Origin of the sequence: Neorhizobium alkalisoli (genome assembly GCF_007829835.1) — a bacterium.
In the GTDB taxonomy this organism is placed as follows: Bacteria; Pseudomonadota; Alphaproteobacteria; order Rhizobiales; family Rhizobiaceae; genus Neorhizobium.
On record NZ_VIWP01000001.1, the window covers coordinates 589260 to 610334 of the forward strand.

18 protein-coding genes are annotated in these 21075 nt (G+C 61.4%); 11 read left to right on the plus strand and 7 right to left on the minus strand.

Features of this window, described 5'->3' with window-relative positions; translation table 11 throughout:
* Positions 1–134: 134 nt before the first annotated feature.
* Positions 135–1004 carry a GntR family transcriptional regulator gene (locus FHW37_RS02665; RefSeq protein WP_145632116.1) on the minus strand — a complete coding sequence of 290 codons (870 nt, stop codon included), beginning with the start codon at positions 1002–1004 and terminating at the stop codon, positions 135–137.
* Positions 1005–1112: 108 nt separating this feature from the next.
* Between FHW37_RS02665 and FHW37_RS02670 the strand changes: the two genes are divergently transcribed.
* The 6 genes from FHW37_RS02670 (at position 1113) to FHW37_RS02695 (ending at position 8665) form a co-directional block, all read left to right on the plus strand.
* Positions 1113–2276, plus strand: coding sequence for a C45 family autoproteolytic acyltransferase/hydolase (locus FHW37_RS02670; RefSeq protein ID WP_145632118.1), 1164 nt, complete (start codon positions 1113–1115; stop codon positions 2274–2276).
* 38 nt (positions 2277–2314) lie between these two features.
* On the plus strand, positions 2315–3883 hold the full coding sequence (locus tag FHW37_RS02675; protein WP_246690640.1) for an ABC transporter substrate-binding protein: 1569 nt from the start codon (positions 2315–2317) through the stop codon (positions 3881–3883).
* 3 nt (positions 3884–3886) lie between these two features.
* Positions 3887–4840, plus strand: a complete 954-nt coding sequence (locus FHW37_RS02680; RefSeq protein ID WP_145632120.1) for an ABC transporter permease — start codon at positions 3887–3889, stop codon at positions 4838–4840.
* Positions 4837–5652 carry an ABC transporter permease gene (locus FHW37_RS02685; protein ID WP_145632122.1) on the plus strand — a complete coding sequence of 272 codons (816 nt, stop codon included), beginning with the start codon at positions 4837–4839 and terminating at the stop codon, positions 5650–5652. The genes FHW37_RS02680 and FHW37_RS02685 overlap by 4 nt, the downstream gene beginning before the upstream one ends.
* On the plus strand, positions 5652–7259 hold the full coding sequence (locus FHW37_RS02690) for a dipeptide ABC transporter ATP-binding protein (protein ID WP_145632124.1): 1608 nt from the start codon (positions 5652–5654) through the stop codon (positions 7257–7259). Before FHW37_RS02685 ends, FHW37_RS02690 begins: the two co-directional genes overlap by 1 nt.
* A 77-nt stretch (positions 7260–7336) precedes the next feature.
* Entirely contained in the window at positions 7337–8665 is a 1329-nt protein-coding gene (locus FHW37_RS02695; RefSeq protein WP_145632127.1) for an aminotransferase class III-fold pyridoxal phosphate-dependent enzyme, read from the plus strand.
* Positions 8666–8737: 72 nt separating this feature from the next.
* Here FHW37_RS02695 and FHW37_RS02700 read toward each other — a convergent pair whose 3' ends face one another.
* The 5 genes from FHW37_RS02700 to FHW37_RS02720 form a co-directional block, all read right to left on the minus strand.
* Positions 8738–9778, minus strand: a complete 1041-nt coding sequence (locus FHW37_RS02700) for a 2,5-dihydroxypyridine 5,6-dioxygenase (RefSeq protein WP_145632129.1) — start codon at positions 9776–9778, stop codon at positions 8738–8740.
* Positions 9779–9868: 90 nt separating this feature from the next.
* Positions 9869–10957: an AbrB family transcriptional regulator gene (locus FHW37_RS02705; protein ID WP_145632131.1), complete on the minus strand. Its 1089-nt coding sequence runs from the start codon at positions 10955–10957 to the stop codon at positions 9869–9871.
* Positions 10954–11358 (minus strand): nuclear transport factor 2 family protein, encoded by a 405-nt coding sequence (locus FHW37_RS02710; protein ID WP_145632133.1) that lies wholly within the window; start codon positions 11356–11358, stop codon positions 10954–10956. The genes FHW37_RS02705 and FHW37_RS02710 overlap by 4 nt, the downstream gene beginning before the upstream one ends.
* 64 nt (positions 11359–11422) lie before the next feature.
* Entirely contained in the window at positions 11423–12913 is a 1491-nt protein-coding gene (locus FHW37_RS02715) for a 4-hydroxyphenylacetate 3-hydroxylase N-terminal domain-containing protein (RefSeq protein ID WP_145632135.1), read from the minus strand.
* A gap of 557 nt (positions 12914–13470) precedes the next feature.
* Complete coding sequence (locus tag FHW37_RS02720) at positions 13471–13899, minus strand: hypothetical protein (RefSeq protein WP_145632139.1); 429 nt, start codon at positions 13897–13899, stop codon at positions 13471–13473.
* Positions 13900–14030: 131 nt separating this feature from the next.
* On the opposite strand from FHW37_RS02720, the gene FHW37_RS02725 reads away from it, so the two are divergent.
* From FHW37_RS02725 to FHW37_RS02740, 4 genes are all read left to right on the plus strand, one after another.
* On the plus strand, positions 14031–15020 hold the full coding sequence (locus tag FHW37_RS02725; protein WP_246690641.1) for a putative B6 ABC transporter substrate-binding protein: 990 nt from the start codon (positions 14031–14033) through the stop codon (positions 15018–15020).
* Positions 15021–15110: 90 nt separating this feature from the next.
* On the plus strand, positions 15111–16694 hold the full coding sequence (locus FHW37_RS02730; protein WP_145632143.1) for a putative B6 ABC transporter ATP-binding protein: 1584 nt from the start codon (positions 15111–15113) through the stop codon (positions 16692–16694).
* Positions 16691–17800 (plus strand): putative B6 ABC transporter permease subunit 2, encoded by a 1110-nt coding sequence (locus FHW37_RS02735; protein ID WP_145632145.1) that lies wholly within the window; start codon positions 16691–16693, stop codon positions 17798–17800. The genes FHW37_RS02730 and FHW37_RS02735 overlap by 4 nt, the downstream gene beginning before the upstream one ends.
* Before the next feature lie 4 nt (positions 17801–17804).
* Positions 17805–18737 carry a putative B6 ABC transporter permease subunit 1 gene (locus FHW37_RS02740; protein WP_145632147.1) on the plus strand — a complete coding sequence of 311 codons (933 nt, stop codon included), beginning with the start codon at positions 17805–17807 and terminating at the stop codon, positions 18735–18737.
* A gap of 18 nt (positions 18738–18755) precedes the next feature.
* Here FHW37_RS02740 and ppaT read toward each other — a convergent pair whose 3' ends face one another.
* The gene (ppaT, locus tag FHW37_RS02745; RefSeq protein WP_246690642.1) at positions 18756–19868 is read right to left on the minus strand and encodes a pyridoxamine--pyruvate transaminase; all 1113 of its coding nucleotides are present in this window, start codon (positions 19866–19868) and stop codon (positions 18756–18758) included.
* A 388-nt stretch (positions 19869–20256) separates the two neighbouring features.
* Here ppaT and FHW37_RS02750 point away from each other — a divergent pair, with 388 nt between their 5' ends.
* Positions 20257–20967 carry a FadR/GntR family transcriptional regulator gene (locus FHW37_RS02750; RefSeq protein ID WP_246690643.1) on the plus strand — a complete coding sequence of 237 codons (711 nt, stop codon included), beginning with the start codon at positions 20257–20259 and terminating at the stop codon, positions 20965–20967.
* The last annotated feature ends 108 nt before the right edge of the window (positions 20968–21075 follow it).

Consider the following 21075-nt stretch of genomic DNA (forward strand, 5'->3'; position numbering starts at 1 on the left):
AGGCTGCGGAAGGGTAGTCATAATTTCGCTTGCCCGGATCGCTGGGCAAGCCAGACTTCGATGCCGCCCCCTTCAGCGGTCAGCTTGCTAACGTGGGCTGCATCAAGAAATGATTTTTGAGATATAAAATACAACTAGTTGGCGACTGTGCCTCGGGCGCCCGTCAAATGCTTGCGCATCAGCGCCGCCGCGACCTCATTGTCGCCGTGCTCCAGCCGGTCAAGGATTTCCAGATGCTCGCGGCAGGTGGTGACGACGCGCTCCGGCCCATGCTGCCAGTTGTAGTTCGACAGCCGGCGTAGCTGGTTCTGGCGGTTCATCGCTTCCGCGATATAGCGGTTTCCGGAGGCGGCGCTGATCCCAAGATGAAAATCCGCGTTCATCTCGAACAGGGCTACACTTGAAGCTTCGGTCCAGCGGCTGGCGAGCATGACTTCGTGCCGCTTGCGCATCGACGCGATCCACTCCTTCGACAGTGAAAATTCCGGCGAGAGGATCGCCGCACACTCGATCAGCAGGCGGAAATTATAGCTTTCCGCGCGAGCCCGCATGTCGCGAACCGGGCTTACGAACTGCCAGCCATAACCGTGCCGACGCTGAATCACCCCCAGATCCTCGAGCTTGATCAAGGCCTGACGCACAGCCGTGCGCTCGCGGTCCGTCAATCGCATCAGCTCTAGTTCGGCAAATTGATCCGAAAGTTTTCCTTCGCGGCGCAGGCGGGCTACGGCGACAAGAAGCTCCTCGTCCGCCGGATCGGCCTGTTCGACATCGACCAGCGGCGGGATCATGACGAGCGTCATTCCGCGATTGGGCTCATGCTGCAATATCCCTTGCGCCTCAAGGAGTTCCAGCGCCATCCTCACGGGCGTTCTGGACACGCGCAAACGCTCGGCGAGCTGGTTCTGCCTAAGCCTCGCACCCGGCTGTAGCCCGTCTTCGTGAATGACCCCAACGATGCGGCGCATCAGGTCCTGTTGAAGTGGTGTGCTTGCATCCGACATTTTCCGCTTGCCTTCCTGCAAATTTTGGTTTTTGTTTTATGAAATACTTTTTAGGCGAAGGCAATCGAACTTGCCCTCATCCCTGTTCATAGTTCGGAACTGAATGCCATGACCCTGCCTCTTCCCTGCCCGCTCGTCGAAGTTTCCGGTACGCCGCTGGAGCGCGGCCATCAATATGGCGAACAGGCGGCCGAGCGCATACTCAGAGGTGTGGATCATTACAAGGATCAACTTCATTCCTCGGGCCTGAAGGACGACGATCTCGCCGCGATGATCGATCGTTTCGCGGGCGCCATCGAGAATTACGGCAGCCAGTATATCGAGGAAATGAAGGGCATCGCCCGCGCGGTCAACAAGGACCTTTCGGCGATCCTGCTCCTGAATGCGCGAACGGAAATCCTGAAACTGGCCCGCCGCCGTGAAAAAGGCCAGCAGGATTTCATTCAGTCCGACGGCTGCACCGGCGTCTTCATCATGCCTTCTGCCAGTCAGGACAACAGCTTCATCCACGCCCAGAACTGGGACTGGAAGGCCGAATGCGCCGAGACCGCGATCGTGTTAAAGATCAAGCGCGAGGATGGGCCTGACATCATCACCTTCACCGAGGCCGGCGGCCTTGCCCGCACCGGCTTCAACTCCGCCGGCATCACGATCAGCGGCAATTATCTGGAAACGGATCGCGATTATCGCGAGCTCGGCGTGCCGCTCGCCATCATCCGCCGCAAGGTGCTTGAACAGGATCAGCTGGCCATGTCCATGCAGGCGGTCTATGGCACACGCAAATCGGCCTCGAACAACATGATGATCGGCCATGTGCATGGCATTGCGATCGATTTCGAATGCGCGCCGGACGAGACCTTCCTCGTGCATCCGCAGGACGGTATCCTTGTCCATGCCAATCACTTCCAGAGCCCGGTCGCCCTGTCGAAACTGCTCGACAAGGGCATCAACAACATGCCGGACAGCCTCTATCGCGACCTTCGCGTTCGCCAGCTGCTGGAGCCGCACAAAGGGCGGATCACTGTCGATACGGTGAAGGACGCCCTGTCGGACATGTTCGAAACGCCCTATTCGGTCTGCCGCCCGCCGCGCAAATCGCCGCTTTCCAACAACCAGTCCGCGACGGTTGCGACGATCGTCATGGTGCCGGCAGAGGGCCGGATCGAAGTCGCCCTTCTGCCGGCGCTCGGTGCACATTTCTGGAAATACAGCCTCGACATGCAGATAAAGCCGATCGAACAGCCCGGCCGGGCTGAGACCGCTGCTGCCTGACCAAAAAATCCATAAGGGAACAAGAACGGGAGCCTCCGATGAAATACCGCAATCTGTTGACGATGACAGCAATGACGGCCGTGCTCGCTACGACGGCCGGCTCCGCCATGGCGCAGGACAAGATGATGCGCGTGCGCATCAATGCCGACATCCGCTCGACGGATCCCGGCGTCAACCGCGATGCCAATAGCGATGCCATCGTCCTGCATATGGTCGAGGGTCTTGTCGGTTATCGCGACGATGCATCGGTCGCTCCGCTTCTGGCAAAGTCGGTGGATATTTCCGAGGACGGCAAGACCTATACGTTCAAGCTGCGCGACGGCCTGAAGTTCAGCAATGGCGAGGCGCTGACCTCCGCCGACGTGTTGAGCTCCTGGCAGCGCTATGTCGACCCGAAGACCGCATGGCGTTGCCTGAAGGATGTCACGGGCTCCGGTGTCGCCAATGTCACGAGCGTTACCGCGCCGGACGCATCGACCGTCGTCTACACGCTGGAAAAGCCGACCGCGCTCTTCCTTGCAACGCTCGCCCGCACTGATTGTGGCGGCACCGGCATCTATCAGAAGAGCTCGCTCGGCAACGATGGCAAATGGGTAAAGCCGGTCGGCACCGGTCCGTTCATGCTGAAGGAATGGCGCAGCGGCCAGTATGTCGAGCTCGCAGCCAACCCGAACTATGTCTCGCCCGGCGGTGAGCGCACCGGTTATGTCGGCGACAAGACCCCGAAGATCGGCGCCGTCCGCTTCATGGTCATCCCTGACGACGCCGCCGCCAAGGCCGCGCTTTATTCCGGCGATATCGACGTGCTCGCCGACGTCAATAATGCCGATATCGACGACATGACCAAGAGCGGCCAGCTCAAGGTCGACAAGGTCGCGGCAATGGGCCTGACCGGGCTTCTTTTCCAGACGCGCGATCCGCTTCTGAAAGATGCCCGCATCCGCAAGGCCCTGCTGCTTTCGCTCGATATCCCGCAGATCACCGAAGCATTGACGAACGGCCAGTCGGCACCGAGCGCCTCGGTTATCCCCGTTCCCAGCCCGTATTCGGGTGCTGCGGAAAAACAGATCCCTACCCGCAATATCGAGGAAGCCAAGAAACTGCTGGCAGAAGCCGGCTACAAGGGCCAGCCGATCAAATGGCTGGCGACCAAATATTATCCGTCCCTCTTCGATTCCGCCGTGCTCGTCCAGGCCATGGCACAGGAAGCAGGGATCAACATCGAGGTCGAAACACTCGACTGGGCGACGCTTCTCGACCGCTATACGACCGGCAATTACAGCGCCATGTCCTTCACCTATTCTGCGCGCCTCGACCCTTCGCTCTCCTATGACATGGTGAGCGGCAACAAGGACAAGAGCCCGAACAAGGTCTGGGATAATCCCGACGGGCTGAAACTGATCGCTGAAAGCACGACGATCACTGATGAGGCGAAGCGCCAGGCGATCTTCGACAAGCTCGAAGGCATGATCCGCGCAGACGTTCCGATCATCCCGCTTTATTCCGGTACCCGTATCGGCGCGGTCCGTTCGGATGTCGAGGGCTACAAGACCTGGCCGGTCGGTTACGCGCGCATGTGGGGTGTCTCCTTCGCCCCGGGCAAGTGATCCATGCACGCCCTCTGGAAATATATCGGCAAGCGTCTTTTGTGGACGCTTCCGACACTGCTGATCGTCGCGGTCATGGTCTTCTTCCTTGTGCGGATGATCCCCGGCGATCCGGCCCAGCTGATCCTCGGTGACAGCGCCAGCCCGGAAGAGCTCGCGAACCTGCGGGCCAGCCTTGGGCTGGACCAGCCGGTGCCGCTGCAATTCCTCTACTGGCTCGGCAATGTCGTCCGGGGTGACCTCGGCCATTCGATCTCCAACGGGGCGCCAGTCCTGCCGCTGATGCTGGATCGTTTTCAGGTCAGCGCCACCATCGTTCTCGTTGCTGTCGGCCTTGCGACGCTGATCGCCATCCCGGCCGGCCTGATCGCCGCCTGGCGCCAGAACGGGCATGTCGATGTGGCGATCGTCGCCGCCTCGACGCTGCTGATGTCGGTTCCGAGCTTCTGGCTCGGCCTGATCCTGCTTCTGATCTTCGGCCTCAATCTCGGCTGGCTGCCGGTGGTCGGCTTCGTGCCCTTTAGCGAAAAGCCCTGGACGGCGATCACCTATGTCATCCTGCCAATCGTGACGCTGATGTTGATCGAGGTCGGCGTGCTGACCCGGATGATGCGTGCCAGCGCGATCGAGATCCTGCGGCTGGAATATGTCATGCATGCCCGCGCCAAGGGGCTTTCGGAACGAAAGGTGCTGCTGCGGCATGTCCTGCCCAACGCCTTTGCGCCGACCTGGACCATGATCGGCCTTGTTCTCGGCGGCCTTCTCGGCGGGATCGCCGTACTCGAAACCGTCTTCACATTGCCCGGCCTCGGGCGCCTTCTCGTCGATGCGATCTTCGCACGCGATTATCCGGTGGTGCAGGGATGTCTGTTATTCACGGCCTTGATCTACGTGATCGTCAACCTGATCGTCGATCTCTGTTATCCGCTCTTCGATCCGCGGGTGACCGCATCATGATCCGGCAACCCGCAAACCTTCTCATCGGCTCGGCATTGCTGATCTTCATCGGCGGCATGGCGATCATCGCCCTGTTCTGGACGCCCTATGATCCGGCGGCGATCAAGCTCATCGCCCGGCTAAAGCCGCCATCGGCGCAGTTCTGGCTCGGAACGGACGAATTCGGCCGCGACGTTGTCTCGCGTCTGATGGCCGGCGCCGTGCAGAGCATGACGGTCGCCATCCTCACCGTCGTCTTCGCGATCACGCTCGGCACGATTACCGGCCTGATCGCCGGTTATACCCGCGGTCTGGTCGACCGTATCCTGATGGTGTTCAGCGATGCGCTTCTCGCCTTTCCAGGAACCCTGCTCGCACTCGGCCTGATGGTGATTTCCGGGCCGAACAAATACGGCATCATCCTCGCGCTCGGCATCGCCTACGCACCCTCTGTGCTGCGCATCGTCAGGGCAAGCGTGCTCTCCGCCCGTGAGCGAGAATATGTCGAGGCATCGCGTGTCATCGGCAATTCGGAATTCACCACCATGTTCCGGCATGTCCTGCCGAACTGCACCGCGCCGATCGTGGTTCTCGCAACCTCGATGTTCGGTTGGGTGGTTCTGGCGGAAAGCGGCCTGAGTTTCCTCGGCCTTGGCGTGCCCCCACCGGCACCGACCTGGGGCAATATGCTGTCTGCCGCGCGCACCTATATCGAAAAAGCGCCCTGGCTCGGCCTTGCCCCCGGTATCTGCATCTCGCTGACACTGCTCGGCATCAACCTTCTCGGCGACGCCCTGCGCGATCGCTTCGATCCGAGAACGGAGCAAAGGTGATGAACGCGATAACCTCCTCCCCACTTCTTGCCGTCCGCAATCTGCGCGTCACGACCTCGAACGGTTTTCCGATCCTCCACGACGTCTCTTTCGACGTCGAGGCCGGCAGCATCGTGGCACTTGTTGGCGAAAGCGGCAGCGGCAAGACGGTTGCCGCGCGCGCCTCGATGCGGCTTCTGCCCAAGGCGATCAGGCCGACATCGGGAGAAATCCTGTTTCAGGGCCGCGATGTGCTGAAAATGTCGGACGGCGAGATCCGCAAGGTGCGCGGCGCCGAGATCGGCATGGTCTTTCAAGAGCCGATGGTTTCCCTCAACCCGGCCATGACGATCGGCGCACAGCTGGCCGAAGGCCTGCGGCTGCATGAAAAGCTCACCGTCGAGGAGGCGCTGGCCCGCGCAACCGAGATGCTGGAACGCGTGAAAATACCGAACCCGCAGGCATGCCTTGCCGCCTATCCGCACCAGTTTTCCGGCGGCATGCGCCAGCGCATCATGCTTGCCTCGGTCATGCTTCTGCGGCCGAAACTGCTGATCGCCGATGAACCGACCACCGCACTCGACACGCTGACGCAGCGCGAGGTGATGGAAATCATGGTCGATCTGACACGGACCTTCGGCACGGCCGTTCTGCTGATCACCCACAATCTCGGCCTCGTGGCGCAGTATGCAAAGAAGGTGATCGTTCTCGAGCGTGGCAAGCTGATCGAGACGGGGCCGGTCGAGGATGTGCTTCACCGGCCACAGGAACAGTATACCCGCACGCTGATCGACGCCCTGCCGAAACGGGACTACAGCCGCAAGCCGCTTGCTGCTGCACCACCTCTGATCGCGGCACGCAATGTCGAGGTGACCTTTTCAGGTGCCGGCAACATGTTCAGTGCGGCCGAAAAGAAGCTTGCCGTGCGGGGTGTTTCGCTTGGCGTGCAGCCGGGCGAAGTCGTCGCCGTTGTCGGTGGCTCGGGCTCAGGTAAAACGACGCTCGGACGCGCCATGCTCGGCCTGCTGCCGCTTTCCAGTGGCGACATCCTGTTTCGTGACCGCTCGATGGCGACGGCCGACAAGGCGTTTGCCCGCGACTATCGCCTGCAATGCCAGCTGGTGTTTCAGGACCCTTATTCCTCTCTCGATCCGCGCCAGAAGATTTCGGAAATCATCGGCGAACCACTCGCCCATGGACCAAAGCTCAACCGCGCGGAAAAGGCGGAACGCGTGGCCGAGATCATCAACGAGGTCGGCCTTACCGGGCTTGGCGATCGTTTTCCGCACGCGCTTTCCGGCGGCCAGCGGCAGCGTGTCGCGATTGCCCGCGCCGTCATCCGCAATCCGGCCTTCGTGGTTGCCGACGAACCGGTCTCGGCTCTCGATATGACAATCCAGAAACAGGTGCTGGATCTGTTCCGGAGACTGCAGGAAAACCATGGCTTCGCCTGCCTGTTCATCTCCCACGATCTCGGCGCCGTATCGCGGGTCGCCGACCGTATCGTGGTGATGGAACAGGGACTGATCGTCGAACAGGGAACGGTCGGCGAGGTTCTGGACCATCCACAGCATCCCTATACGCAGGCACTGCTGAAAGCGACGCCGACCCTCGGGATCGCCGCCTGATGCGCTGACGACAGGCAGCTTCGGCTGCCTTGCAGCACCACCGAAACGACAACCTCCCCCGAAAGATGGCGGATCCCATGGACACGCAACAGCAACTCAATGCCAATTGGCTCGAAGCCTACTGGATGCCGTTCACGGCCAATCGCAGCTTCAAGAAGGCCCCGCAGATCGTCACCGGCGCCAAGGGCATGTATTATCACATGAACGACGGCCACAAGCTGCTCGACGGCATTGCCGGCCTGTGGTGCGTCAATGCCGGCCATGGCCATCCGAAGATCGTCGAGGCAATCCAGAAACAGGCCGCCCAGCTTGATTTCGCCTCATCCTTCGGCTTCGGCCATCCCCTCGCCTTCGAATATGCCAATCGGCTGACCTCGATTACTCCGGAAGGTCTCGACCACGTCTTCTTCACGAATTCCGGATCCGAGGCGACCGACACGGCGCTGAAGCTTGCCCTCGCCTATCATCATGCCCGCGGAGAAGGGCAGCGGCAGCGCATCATCGGCCGCCAGCGCGGTTACCACGGCGTCGGCTTCGGTGGCCTGTCTGCAGCCGGCATGGGGCCGCACAAGAAGCAGTTCGGCATGCTTCTGCCGGGAGCGGCCCATATGCCGCATACCCATGACCCGGCCCGCAACGCGTTCAGCCTCGGTCAGCCTACACATGGCGCCGAGATTGCCGACGCTCTGGAACAGATGTTCCAGACCTATGATCCCTCGACCGTCGCCGCTGTCATCGTTGAGCCGGTGGCGGGTTCGACCGGTGTGCTTGTGCCTCCGGTCGGTTATCTCGAACGCCTGCGGGAAATCTGCACGCGTTACGGCATCCTGCTCATTTTCGACGAAGTCGTCACCGGCTTCGGCCGTCTCGGCCATCCTTTCGCGGCCGATCGCTTCAACGTGACGCCGGACCTGATTGCCATCGCAAAGGGCATGACCAATGGTGCCGTTCCAATGGGCGGCGTCATCACCTCCGGCCAAATCCACGAGGCATTGATGGGGAATGCCGCGCAGGGTGCCGTCGAGTTTTCGCACGGCTACACCTATTCCGGCCATCCGCTCGCCTCGGCCGCAGCACTCGCGACGCTCGACGTCTATCTTGAGGAAGGCATTTTTGCTCATGCCGCTTCAATCGAGCCCTTATGGCAGGAACGCGTTCATGCGCTGACAGGTCTGCCGGGCGTGGTCGACATCCGCAATCTCGGCCTGCTTGCCGGTATCGAACTCGGGACGGACGTCGCAAGCGGCAAGGCGATGGCGAAGAAGGTCTATGACTACTGCTTCGAACAGGGCGTGTTGATACGTCCCGTCGCCAACACAATCGTCCTCTCCCCTCCGCTCGTCATTTCGGAGCAGGAAATCGACACGCTCTTTTCCGCGATCACGGCAGGGCTCAAAGCGGCCTGACGGCAACGGAGTTTCGTTTATGGTGTGGTCGCGACCCTCAGCAGGGGCCGCGACCCGGAGCATCGGCTCTTGTTACATCGGCGGCTGAACGACCTTGCCTTCGATCGTCATAGCCTCACCATCGAGCGAAAGCGAGCATTTCCGCAGGGGAATATCGAGATGGCAGGGCACGTCGCGCGTACCGCCGGCTTCGGTATTCGGCCCGGTCGAGAACAGGAAATTGCCGGCAAAGGTACGGGAATCCATGCTGAGGCCGGATTCCGGATCGTAGAGGCCGAGCTGCGTCCACGAGGCGCGCGGCTCGAGCCCCCAGCCGACATGGGCCATGGCATAGGCTTCCGGCGCATCGAAACTGTCCATGAATTCCTTCATGTAGTCGGCCATGAAGCCGCCTTCGATCTTCGTGACGAAACCTTTCTCGATGGTCAGCACGACGCGGTCGCGGGCATACATCTTGAAGGGCAGCATGATATCGCCCTCGTCGATGACGATCGTGCCCTCGCAGGTCCCCTCATCCGGCCAGCGCGCGACGAAGCAGCTCGGCCAATGGTCCCAGCGACCCTTTTCATCCGCCAGACCGTATTGCGTCAGCACCGGATACTGGCCAAGCGCGCAACGGAAATCGGTGCCAGCCTTGGACGTGACTGTCATCACCTTCGCTTTTTTCAGAAGCTTTTCGGCGGCGAGAACGCGCGCCTTGCCTTCCATGGTCGGCATCATGCGCAGCATGACTTCCGGCGGCTCGACGGCAAGCAGCATCCGGGTGCCACCTTTCAGGATCTGTTCCTGCTCCGGCGAGAAAAGCAGCTGCATCGTGTCGATCACCATGTCGCTGGCCTTGAGGCAGGCGAGTGCCGCGCTGTTGAAGGCGAGCGCCGTCTTGCCGACATAACCGGACTTGTCGCGGCTCAGCGCCTTTTCGCCATTCATCGGCGGCAGGTTGAGGAGCGAGACGACGGCGCCGATCTGGGTGGCGGCAATCCGGCAGGTGGCGACGATCTGCGGGTTGGAATCGTCGCTGGTCAAAATGGTCAGCTGCTCACCGGCCTTGACCTTGCACATTTCCAGAACCTGTTTCCAGGCGATGACGAAATCCGGATCACTGATGGCCATGGCTTTTCTCCAAAACGGGTCTCTTCAGAGACTTTGAAATTGACGATCGAAATGTCAGGTGCGGGGAAGATCAGGCCACTTCCCGTCATGTCAGGATCTCCAGATCGGCAGACGGGCCAGCTTTTCCATGATCATCGGCCCGAATAGGACAACGACGAACATGCGCACCGTCTGGAAGGCAAGCACGACGGAGACTTCCGCATGGCCGGCGACCGCGACGATCGCGACCGTCTCCGTGCTGCCGGGTGCTGTGGCCAGCAGAGCCGTCAGCGGATCGACCGTCATGACGAGCCGCAGCAACAGCGCAAGCAAGCCGCCGAGCACGAGCAGCGCGACGCAGGAGATCAGGATGGCCGGGATCATGCGCGCCAGCTGCGACAGCGAGGCGCGGGTGAATTTCAGCCCGACCTCGAGGCCGATCACCGCGAAGATCAGCGCGATCACCGGATCGAGCAGAACGATATGAAACGTGCCGGAGGCTTCCAGCACCGCGCCAACGATCATCGGAAACAGCATGGCGGCTGCGGGCAGAAACCGAAAACGCGCGGCAACCAGCGCGCTTGCCGCAATCAGCCCCGAGATCAGCACGGAAAGCCAATCCGACCACCCGATAACGGCCGTTTCGGCCGCCGCACCGGCACCGATATTCGGCAGAAAATGCGTCATCAGCGAAACGGCCGCGATGACGCTGGCGAGCCGCGTATATTGCATCAGTGCCACGACACGACCGTCTATGCCGCGTTCATGGGCGATGATGACCATGGCGCCGGACATGCCGGGCAGGCTGCCGAGGATGGCCGGCATTTTCGGGACGCCGCCCCAGCGGTTCAGGACCCAGCCGACAAAGAAGGCGCAAAACAGTGTCAGCACCGTCATGACGATCAGCATCGGCCAGTGGGCTGCGACATCGACCAGGATGGACGGCGTCAGGCTGCGGGCGATGAAGACACCGGCAAACCCCTGCGCCAGCGTGTAGATCGGCTTCGGCACGGAAAGCTGGGTGCCGCCGACACCGAAGGCGATCCCGGCGAACATGGAGCCCAGAAGCGTGGCGGCCGGAAACCCGACCAGCACGAGCAGATAGGAAAAGACGGCCGCAAGAGCCAAGATCGGCAGCCATCCCCGGAGGCGACGCATGCCACCCAGTCGATCCGGCAGCTCGTTGAGAAGCGGCGTCATGCGATCTGCGCAAGAAAATCGCTCTTGTCCCAATAGTCGCGGCTGACAGAGATATGGCCATCGACGATTTCGAGGACATGCAGGCCGTTCAGAGAGACGGATTTGGGAAGCGCGGGCGGCATACCTTCCTTCGGTTTCGGCGTGAATGTACCGGTCATCTCGTAGAGGATCGCCACATGCGCCGCGGACCGGATGCGTTCGCGCTCGCGCCAGTGTACGTCGGGCATCATTGCAAACAGGCCGCTCAGCCCCTTCTTCAGATCCTCATGGCCATGCCGCTCGGACCCGAAGGCGATTTCCTCATGACGCGCGCCTTCCGCATAAAGGCCGATCGCGGCATCGGCGTCATGCTCGTTATAGGCGCGATAAAAGGCATCGACGACAGTGTCGGCGTTCTGCATGTCAAAACTCTCTTGAAGGGAATGCGGACGGCGCGGCGATGCGCCGTCCTTTTATGCCGTCGGCCTACCAGTCCATGCCGGCGAGTTTCTTCACCTGCGCGACGAAACCGTCGCGCTTCACCTCTTCATAGAGGCGGGCGCGCAGGCGCGGCGCCGGGCTGGAATTGACGTTTTCGAACAGCGCCACGCGGCCGGCGAGCGCGCCGCTCGTCATGTCCCATATGAAATTCATCAGCAATTCCTTCTGCATGGCGGAGACGCCATGACCGGGCAGAAGGTCCTTCAGGTAATGGCCGATATCCGGGTTTTCGAAGGCCGCCTTGCCGAAGCGCATGACGAGACCCTGGCCGCAGAGCTCCTGCAGCGTGTGGATGATGCGCGGATAATGCTGAATCGAATAAAGCCGACCAGCCGTCAGCATGCCGACATCAGGTGCCATCACATCCGCTTCGGTCGGCTTGGCCAGTGCTTCGGCGGCAACGATGAAGGCCCGCAGCGTCTGCGCATATTCGATCAGTTCGCCGAGCATCATCTGCACGGCCGGGATCTTGTCGGTGCCGAGCACTTCCAGCACCATCTGGCCAGCGCCGACAAAAAGTTCGGCCTTGACCGCAAGGCGCGTCAGCACGTGCCAATGGGCGAAGACGCAGACAGGGCCGTACCAGGACATGGCGCTCGGATCACCGAGATTAAAAATGCGGTCGGTCGGCACGAAGACATTGTCGAAGACAATGAACTGATCGGCCTCTTCGCCGAGATGCGAGACCGGATGATCGAACGGATCGGCGCCAGGCTCCGACACCATTTCGCGCGAAATCATCTTGATGCCGGGCGTGTTGATCGGCACCGAACCCCAGACGCAGGCATCCGCAGGCGTCGACTGGATGCCGCCGAGATTGGTGAAAAAGATCTCGTTCGCCTGGGCGGCGATCGAGCCGACCGTCTTTGCCCCGGAAATGCGGATACCGCCGGCCTCGACCGATTTGACGCGCAGGAGCGAGCCTTCCGCAGCTTTCGGATCGGAACGGTCGGTCTGCGGACCGGCAAGGCTTTCGGAGGCCGTCAGGTTGTTGTCGCGGCCATAGGCGATATAGCGCTCGATATTTTCGGCAAAGTCGGGGATGCAGCCGTCGATCAGCGATTTCTTCTTCTTGAAGGTCGGCAGATAGGCGGCAAGGCCGACGGCGATGGCCGGCGCCAGATCCGGCGGGCGGCCGAACGTGCCGCCGGTCTTCAGGCTGGTATATTCGATCATCTTGCGGCGATCGACGAGGTCCGCCTGGCTGCGCGGAACCTGCCAGGAACGGCTGACGATCTCATTGGTCGTCGGCTCCAGATAGGTGGTGGCATCGGCGTATTCTTCGGTGAACTGGTCATCGAACATCGAGGCCAAAAGGTCGATGCCGGCTGCGAGCGCCGGCTCGTCCGTCACCTTCTCGACCTTCTTGCCGCCGACCCAGAGCTGGCGGCCGTCATCGAGCGAGGCCTTGAATTCTTCGCCGGTCTTCAGGCGGTGGGCAATGCCCGCCTTGGTCTTCGACACGCTCGTGTCCATCTGCGCTCTCCCGAATGGTAATCCCTCGACATCCGCTCGCATCCGGACGGCAGCGAACCTGGTCACTCAAGGCTACACATCCCAACCATTATAAATCAACCAGATTTATTGGTTTTATTTTTTTTGACTCTGCACAATGCTTAAGCGCGACAAAATCCGATGCCGATTATGTGACCATATCACGCCAAAATGTGCCAATATTCGCGAATTATTGTGATTTTCGGCCAATGCGTACGCTCTGCCATTGATCAAAAAACCAGCATCGCAATTTCACGATTTTGAGCCAAAAAATTTCAACCAGAAAAAATGGTTGAAACTCTGTTGACCATGGTCGAACCGGGCATATAGTCGGTCGCCGAAGGGCCGGGCGGACAGGAAAGGTCTGTCTGGCAAGCCGCCTGCAGGCGTTCCACGGCCTGCGCAACGGGCCGGTTTCCAATTGAACGACGTCGGATGGATCTGAAGGGAACAGGACGGCAATGGTTCGGTATACGGGTGAAAAATCGAGCGGTGAAAGGCGCCCTACTGTGGCAGACGCCAGTCCGCTCGACACCCGCTCAGCCCGGATGGCAGCCGGTCCGCTCGGCATCGGCCTCGCAGGTCACCGCGATCGTGCCGATCGTCTCGCCGCGACGGCGCTCCAGGGGGATCTCGCTGCGGGTGACCCAGGACTGCCCGTCCTTGCCGCACCACAGGCGCTCGACCGGCATCCGGTCTTCCAGCTGGTTGAGAAGGAAAACCGCGCCGGTCTCCCGCTGCAGCCAGAGGCTGCTCTTCATCACCGCGCCCGGCGCGACCGTGCCGATCGGCTGGGAATACCAGTGCGCCAGCGTCGCGCCGCAGGACAGCGCCTCCTTGCCGGCATTGGTGACGGCCAGCGGAATTTCGTCGAGCCCGGCGCGACCGCGCTCCAGTTTCGTGGCGGACGCATTTGCCGCGACAAGGCCGGCAGCGGTGAGGAGCACGAGGAAAGCAGATTTTTTCATGTCAGCGACGCCTTTCATCTATGGAAAGGATTGCTAGCAGCGTGAAAAGATAAAGTAAATACGGTTTTAAATCTCGAAAACAAGGGGAACTTCCTAAAATGAGAAGTATAAAATCGGCATATATTGCAATCATGACTGCAACTATGCTTTCGAGCGCCGCCTATGCCGCGGATATCAATTCGATCGCCATCCTCACCCCCGAACAGGGCACGGATTTCGGCTGGAACCAGCAAGGTGTCGAAGGCGCCAAGGCCGCCGGAAAAGCGACCGGCGTCAAGGTCGTCACCGCCGAAAACCTCGGTTACGGCGACGTCCGCCCGACGCTGCGCGAGCTTGCCGAAGACGGCAATACGCTGCTGATCGCCCATGCCAGCGGTTACAATACCGCAGCACCGGAAATCGGCGCGGAAGCCAAGGTCAAGGTTGCGATCGTCGACAGCCCGGCCGCGATGAAAAAGGACGCGATCGTCGACTATACGGCAAGCGGCCATGCCGGCGCCTATCTTGCCGGCCACCTTGCCGCCAAGATGAGCCGCACCGGCACGGTCGGCATCGTCGTCTCGGGCGAACCGCCGTCGTGGAATGCGCAGTCGGTCGCATTTGCGCAAGGCGTGAAAGCCGAAAAGCCGTCCATGACCATTCGTTATGCGGTGATCGGACCGGCTGCCTATTCGGATGCGGCCGGCGGCAAGCGCGTGACGGAATCGCTGATCGCAGCCGGCGCCGATATCATCTTCGGCCAGGGCAACGGCTCTTCCTTCGGCATGCTACAGGCGGTCGAGACGACCAAGGCAACCGATGGCGGCAAGGTGTTTTTCATCGACGTGATCGGCGACAAGACCAGCATCGACAAGGGTTTTCTCTTGAGCTCGGTGCTGTGGAACCTGACGCCGGTCTATACGGCGATGATCGAGGACATCAAGGCCGACAAGTTCGGCACCCGCAATTACGGCATCTCGCTGGCTGATGGTTCCGTCTCGTTGCTGAAGACCAAGCAGATCCCGGACGACGTCTGGAAGTCGGTGATGGATATCCGCGACAAGATGGTGAAGGGCGACCTGAAGGTGGAGCCGAAATTCGATGCGGCTTCCGTCCATGCGCTGGTCAGCCAGCTGAACTGATCCGATCCTCAACACGGATAGGGCCGGATGCGACCAATCGCGCCCGGCCCTATTCCCGGCATTCCAATTCCATGCCCGCGGGATAGTTTGATGACCTTATCTTCTCAGCCGGCCGACGATGCCGAGCCGCTTGCAAAACCGATTGTGTCGCTCAAGAGCGTCACCAAGCGTTTTCCGGGCATCGTTGCCAATGATTCCATATCGATCGATTTCTTTCCCGGCGAAGTGCATGTCCTGCTCGGCGAAAACGGCGCCGGCAAATCGACGCTGGTCAGCATGCTTTCCGGCCTGCAGCAGCCGAGCGAAGGCAGCATAGCCGTCGACGGCACCGAAATGCCGATCGCCTCGCCGCAAAAGGCGCTGTCTCTCGGCATCGGCACCGTTTTCCAGCATTCGATGCTGGTGCCGAGCCTGACGCTGATCGACAATGTCAATCTCGGTGGCAGCTGGTGGAAAACACCGGATCGCGAAGCGATCGCGAAGCGCATGGAAGAAACGGCGCTTTCGATCGGCGTCGAGGTCAATCCGGCCGCGATCACCAGCAGCCTGTCGCTTGGCGAGCAGCAGCAGGCCGAGATCGTTCGCGCCCTGATGCGCGGCAGCCGGTTCCTGATCCTCGACGAAGCAACCGCCATGCTGACGCCGAAGGATGCGGAAAAGCTCGGGCAGCTGATGCGCCGTCTGGTGGCGCAGGGGCTGGCCGTGATCTTCATCACCCACAAGCTCAACGAGGCGGTGGCCTATGGCGACCGCATCTCGGTCTTAAGGCTCGGCCGCAAGGTCGGCGCGCTCGGACCCGACGAGCTGAAATCGCTCGGACCGGAAGCGGCCACCAAGGAAATCATCCGGCTGATGTTCGGATCGAACGGCAATCAGGCCGCCGAGACGACCAGAGCAGCCGGCTCGGCGCGCCCGCTCGTCACCGCGACCGACCCCCTCCTCGAAATCCTGGCGCTGGAAGTGGATGACGATTCCGTCCCCGTCACCGGCATCGAACTGAAGATCGGCGCCGGCGAGATCGTCGGCATTGCCGGCATCGATGGCAATGGCCAGAAGCAGCTTTCCGAAGCTCTTGCCGGACAGCGGCCCGTGAAAAACGGACGGATCTATCTCGACGGCCAGCCGATCGAGGACCTTCCCATCGGCGCAAGGCGCCATCGCGGCCTGCGTTATGTCACCGACGACCGCCTTGGCGAAGGCACGGTCGGCGCCTTCCCCGTATCGATCAACCTTCTCCTGAAACAGATCGGCGAAGCGCCCTTCTGGCGTTCCGGCATCGAACAGGGCGGCGCGATCGCGGAAAATGCCCGCAAACAGGTGAAGGATTACGACATCCGCACGCCGGATATCGAAACGCCGGCGGGAAAACTGTCGGGCGGCAATATTCAAAAACTGCTGCTCGCCCGCGAGCTGACGGGCAGCGCCCGCGCGGTGATCTTCGCCAAACCGACCTATGGGCTCGACCTCAACAATATCGCCGCCTCCCGCCGCCGCATTCGCGAAGCCGCAGATGGCGGCAAGGCGGTGATCGTGCTGTCGACCGAACTCGACGAACTGATCGAGCTTTCCGACCGTATCGCGGTCATGTCGCAGGGCAGGATCGTCGGCATTGTCGAAAATGACGGCGATGCGCGCCAGAAGATTGGTGAATTCATGAGTGGTGTCGCGGCATGAGCGTCGAAGTGCAAGATCCATCCGCAGACGGCCAGGCCGCGGCCAAGAATAACGGTCTCGCAAGTCGGCGTCTTCTGACAGACCGACTGCAGCTGATTGGCCTGTCGATCGGCCCGCTGGTTGCAGCCATTCTGGTCGCGAGCCTGATCCTGATCGCCATGGGCGTCAATCCGGTCGATTATTACACCTATATCGTCAATCGCGGCCTGCTTTCGCCCTCCGGCATCGAGGCGACGCTGACCCGCATGGGGCCGCTTCTCTTGATCGCCGCAGGCCTGATCGTCGCCTTCCGGGCCGGCATCTGGAACCTTGGCGGCGACGCGCAATTTTTGCTCGGCGCCTCAGTGGTCGCAGCGCTTGCGCCGGTGCTGACGGGCTATATGCCGGTCTGGCTGGTGCTGATCGTCACGCTGGTCATCGGCGCCATCATCGGCGCCCTGTGGTCGCTGGTCCCGGCACTTTTGCGCGCCCGTCAGGGCGTCAACGAGATCATCACCACGATGATGATGTCCTTCCTCGGCATTTCCTTCTCCAACGTGCTGGTGAAAATCTTCTTCCTCGATCCGGCCACCAACGTGCCGCAGACCCGGACGCTGCCGGTGGAAGACCGGCTGCCACGGCTGTTCGACACGACGATTTCGAGCGGCGTGCTGATCGGTCTCGTTGCCATCCTCATCGTCCATTACGTGATGGCGAAAACCGCATTCGGCCTGAAACTGAAGATCGTCGGCGCCAATGCCAAGGCGGCCGTGCATGCCGGCCTTTCCGTCTCGGCGCTGACCATCGGTGTTTTTGCCATCTCGGCCGGCTTTTCGGGCCTGTCGGGCGCGGTCGCCGTGCTTGGCCAATATGGCAATGTTCGCGCCGACTGGAACCCGGCCTATACGCTGACTATCGTGCCGCTGGTCTTTCTCGCCCGGTTCAACGGCTTTGCGACGATCGCCTATGTCTTCCTTTTCTCGGTCCTGTCGATCGGCAGCGAGAGCGCGGCAAGACGGCTCGGCGTGCCCAATTATTTCACCCTGGTGACCATGGCGATCCTGCTGATCCTGCTCGGCATCACCGAAATGCTCGACCAGAAGCGGCGCGAAAGCCGGAGGACCTGACATAATGACCCTGCTCACAGCAGCCTTCCTCACCGCCCTTCTCGCCGGCGCCATCACCGCCGGCATCCCGCTCCTGCTCGCCGGCCTCGGCGAACAGCTTTCGGAAAAGACAGGCGTCCTCAATATCGGCATCGAAGGCATGATGCTGGCCGGCGCCTATCTGGGCTTTCTCGTCGCCTGGAAGACGGATTCGGTTTTCCTCGGTTTTGTCGGCGGCGCCGGCGGCGGCATGCTGGTCGCTGCCATCATGGCGCTTCTCTGCGTGCGTTTCGGCCTCAACCAGATCGTCATCGGCATTGCGCTGACATTAGGGGCCGAAGGCGCAACCGCGATGCTGCATTATTTCCAGTTCGCCCAGACCTATCCGCGCCTCGGCGCCATCTCCTCGCTGCCGATCCCGCTTCTGGCCGATATCCCGGTCCTCGGCCCGGCCCTCTTCAACCGCCCGCCGATCGTTTATATCGCCCTGCTTCTCGTTGCCGTCTTCGCCTATGTCTATCGAAAGACCTATTGGGGCATTGCGCTGCAGGCGGCGGGCGACAAGCCGGCGGCGCTGGATTCCTCCGGCGTCAGCGTGCTCGGCATCCGCTCCGTGGCGGTTCTCCTGACCGGCGCGCTGGTCGGCCTTGGCGGCGGGTTCATGGCGATTGTCGGCGCCGGCATTTTCGTGCCCTTCATGACCAATGGCAACGGATTTATCGGCATCGTGCTGGCCATGCTCGCCCGCGGCCGGCCGCTCTGGGTTTTGGGCGGTGCCGCCCTGTTCGGCGCCTGCCTGTCGCTGACGACCGCCTTGCAGGTGGCCGGTGTCGATATCCCGACCGACGTCATCCAGATGCTGCCCTTCGCGGCGGTCATGGGCGTGCTTGTCATGCTGGGCCGAAAGGCCAACCTGCCGAGCGCACTCGGCGCCGCCTATGTGCGGGGCGCGCGCTGACGCCCCGCAACTGGGCGATCACTTGCCCGCGTCTATCACAGCCATGACGGCGGCCGAGCCGGCGCCGACGTCATAGGTCTTGCCCGTGACCTTGGTGAGCGCCGCGCCCAATGCGGCGACCGCCACCAGAGCGAAAATCGGCCGCGCCGTCGGCCCCATATGGCCGATCCGCACCAGCTTGTTCAGCGTCGCGCCGCGGCCAGACGAGATGGTGACGCCATAATCATCGCGCATCACCTGACGCAGCTTTGCCTCCTCGACCCCGTCCGGCAGGCGGACGGCGGTCGTGGTCGGCGATACAAAGTTTTCGGAGGCCGCCCAGAGTTCCAGCCCCATCGCCTTGATGCCCTCACGGCAGGCTTTGGCCGTCAAGGCGTGGCGCGCCCAGACGGCCTGCGGGCCTTCGTCCAGATAAAGGTCGAGCGCGGCTTCCAGACCATTGACCTCGGCAACGGAAGGCGTGAACGGAAAGCCGTTCTCCTTGCGCCAGGCGTTTTCCCAATCGAGCACGCTGAGGATCGAGCCGCGCGGCGCGGTCGGATTGGCCTTCATCTTCGCCCAGCCCTTGTCGCTGATCGCGAGCATGGAGAGGCCAGGCGGGCAGCCCATGCACTTGTTCGGGCCGGTGATGAATATGTCGGAAAACACCTCTTCCGGCAGAATGTCCATGCCGCCGAAGGAGGAGACCGCATCAACGACAAAGACAGCCTTGGTCTTCGCGACGATCGCGCCGATTTCCTTGACCGGATTGATCGTGCCGGAGGGCGTGTCGTGATGGCAGACGGTAACAATGGTGATATCCGGCCGCTCCTTGAGCTTCGCCTCGACGGCGGCGGGATCGATCACCTCGTTGAAGGGCACGCGGATATCGAGATATTCGCGGCAATGCGGCTCCAGCCAGGAACGATAACCATCGCCATAAACGCCGGAGGCCAGATTGAGCACGACATCATCCTTGCCGACCACGGATATGCCCACCGCTTCCAGCGCCAGAACCGGCTCGCCATGCAGGATGACCGAAACTTTTTTCGTTTCCATGGCCTGTTTCAGCTTCAGGCTGATCCGCTCATAGGTCGCCAGAAAGGCGGGATCGTAATCGTAAAAGACCGGTCGGCCGAGTGCGCTCAGCACTCCGGATAACAATTGACCGGACCGGTGGTCAGCGTGAAGACGGGCTGCGAAGGCTTGGCGGTCATGAGGGGAGGATCTCCTGAAGTGGCGGGCTGGAATCTTTCAACCAATTTTCCGTCCAAAAAAATTTATTGGTCAAAACATTGGTGCATAATATGATCGCATTGCCATAAATCAATTGCACCTGATGGTATGATGACATATTGGCCGATAGAAATGGGTTCAGACCGGGCATGGTTGATGGTTTCGAGGCCGACCAGGGTCTCAACCATTTCATCAATGTTCCGCCCGGCGGATGCCAACCATCGTGACCAGATGCAGGCCAGATGCAGGCATGACACCAGACCAGCAATTCGGCGACGAGGACGCTTTGACAAAAGGAAACTCCATGCAGCAGCCTGATACGGACATGACGGACGAAGACACCGTCTCCTCCGGCGCAGAAGACGCGGCTGACGTGGTGGAGACCCTGCGTCGGATCATAGACGAGGAAGGTGCGCTGCCGGCGGAGCGGGTTTTGGCGGAGCGCCTCAACGTCAAGCGTCACCAGCTGCGCAAATCGCTGCAGATCCTGCGCGGCTTTGGAGAACTGGAGCCCGCCCGCAGCGGCCGGCGCGCCTCCTCGCCCGATACCAGCATCCAGAGCGGCAAGCTGGTTCTCTCCACCAATCCGCTGGAAGTGATGGAAATGCGCATGATGCTGGAGCCGACGCTGGCGCGGCTTGCGGCGCTGCGCGCATCGCCGGCCGAGATCGCCCGCATCCTGCAGCACGCAAAATCGCCCTCCGGCATGAGCCCGAGCCAGGCCGACCAGCTTTTCCACCGCGCGATCGCCGCCGGTTCCCGCAACAGCCTGGCGAGCGAACTGCATATCCTCTTGCATCAGGTGCAGAACGACAGCCGCCTGCGCTTCGCAAACAGCGACGACGAAACGACGGCCGAGCGTGTGGCGCAGCGCGATGCGGAGCACCAGCTGATCGCGGAAGCGATCGCGGCGCGCGACCCCAAACGGGCCGAAAAGGCGATGTGGGATCACCTCGCCGTCGTCCAGAGAAAGATTGCCAGCCGCCTCGGGGTCGGAAGCGTCAACGCGGCTTAAAGCCTTACGCGACCTGCCCTTAAGCCATCCAAACGAACACCTGCCGTGCGAAAAGACCTTTCGCGCGAATGCCGTGCCATGCCTGATCTCTTACTGCCCGGTCTCTTG

Coding starts and splice junctions, on each gene's coding strand:
- FHW37_RS02665 (WP_145632116.1), bottom strand. CDS start 1,004: ATGTCGGATGCAAGCACACCACTTCAACAGGACCTGATGCGCCGCATC.
- FHW37_RS02670 (WP_145632118.1), top strand. CDS start 1,113: ATGACCCTGCCTCTTCCCTGCCCGCTCGTCGAAGTTTCCGGTACGCCG.
- FHW37_RS02675 (WP_246690640.1), top strand. CDS start 2,315: ATGAAATACCGCAATCTGTTGACGATGACAGCAATGACGGCCGTGCTC.
- FHW37_RS02680 (WP_145632120.1), top strand. CDS start 3,887: ATGCACGCCCTCTGGAAATATATCGGCAAGCGTCTTTTGTGGACGCTT.
- FHW37_RS02685 (WP_145632122.1), top strand. CDS start 4,837: ATGATCCGGCAACCCGCAAACCTTCTCATCGGCTCGGCATTGCTGATC.
- FHW37_RS02690 (WP_145632124.1), top strand. CDS start 5,652: ATGAACGCGATAACCTCCTCCCCACTTCTTGCCGTCCGCAATCTGCGC.
- FHW37_RS02695 (WP_145632127.1), top strand. CDS start 7,337: ATGGACACGCAACAGCAACTCAATGCCAATTGGCTCGAAGCCTACTGG.
- FHW37_RS02700 (WP_145632129.1), bottom strand. CDS start 9,778: ATGGCCATCAGTGATCCGGATTTCGTCATCGCCTGGAAACAGGTTCTG.
- FHW37_RS02705 (WP_145632131.1), bottom strand. CDS start 10,957: ATGACGCCGCTTCTCAACGAGCTGCCGGATCGACTGGGTGGCATGCGT.
- FHW37_RS02710 (WP_145632133.1), bottom strand. CDS start 11,358: ATGCAGAACGCCGACACTGTCGTCGATGCCTTTTATCGCGCCTATAAC.
- FHW37_RS02715 (WP_145632135.1), bottom strand. CDS start 12,913: ATGGACACGAGCGTGTCGAAGACCAAGGCGGGCATTGCCCACCGCCTG.
- FHW37_RS02720 (WP_145632139.1), bottom strand. CDS start 13,899: ATGAAAAAATCTGCTTTCCTCGTGCTCCTCACCGCTGCCGGCCTTGTC.
- FHW37_RS02725 (WP_246690641.1), top strand. CDS start 14,031: ATGACTGCAACTATGCTTTCGAGCGCCGCCTATGCCGCGGATATCAAT.
- FHW37_RS02730 (WP_145632143.1), top strand. CDS start 15,111: ATGACCTTATCTTCTCAGCCGGCCGACGATGCCGAGCCGCTTGCAAAA.
- FHW37_RS02735 (WP_145632145.1), top strand. CDS start 16,691: ATGAGCGTCGAAGTGCAAGATCCATCCGCAGACGGCCAGGCCGCGGCC.
- FHW37_RS02740 (WP_145632147.1), top strand. CDS start 17,805: ATGACCCTGCTCACAGCAGCCTTCCTCACCGCCCTTCTCGCCGGCGCC.
- FHW37_RS02750 (WP_246690643.1), top strand. CDS start 20,257: ATGCAGCAGCCTGATACGGACATGACGGACGAAGACACCGTCTCCTCC.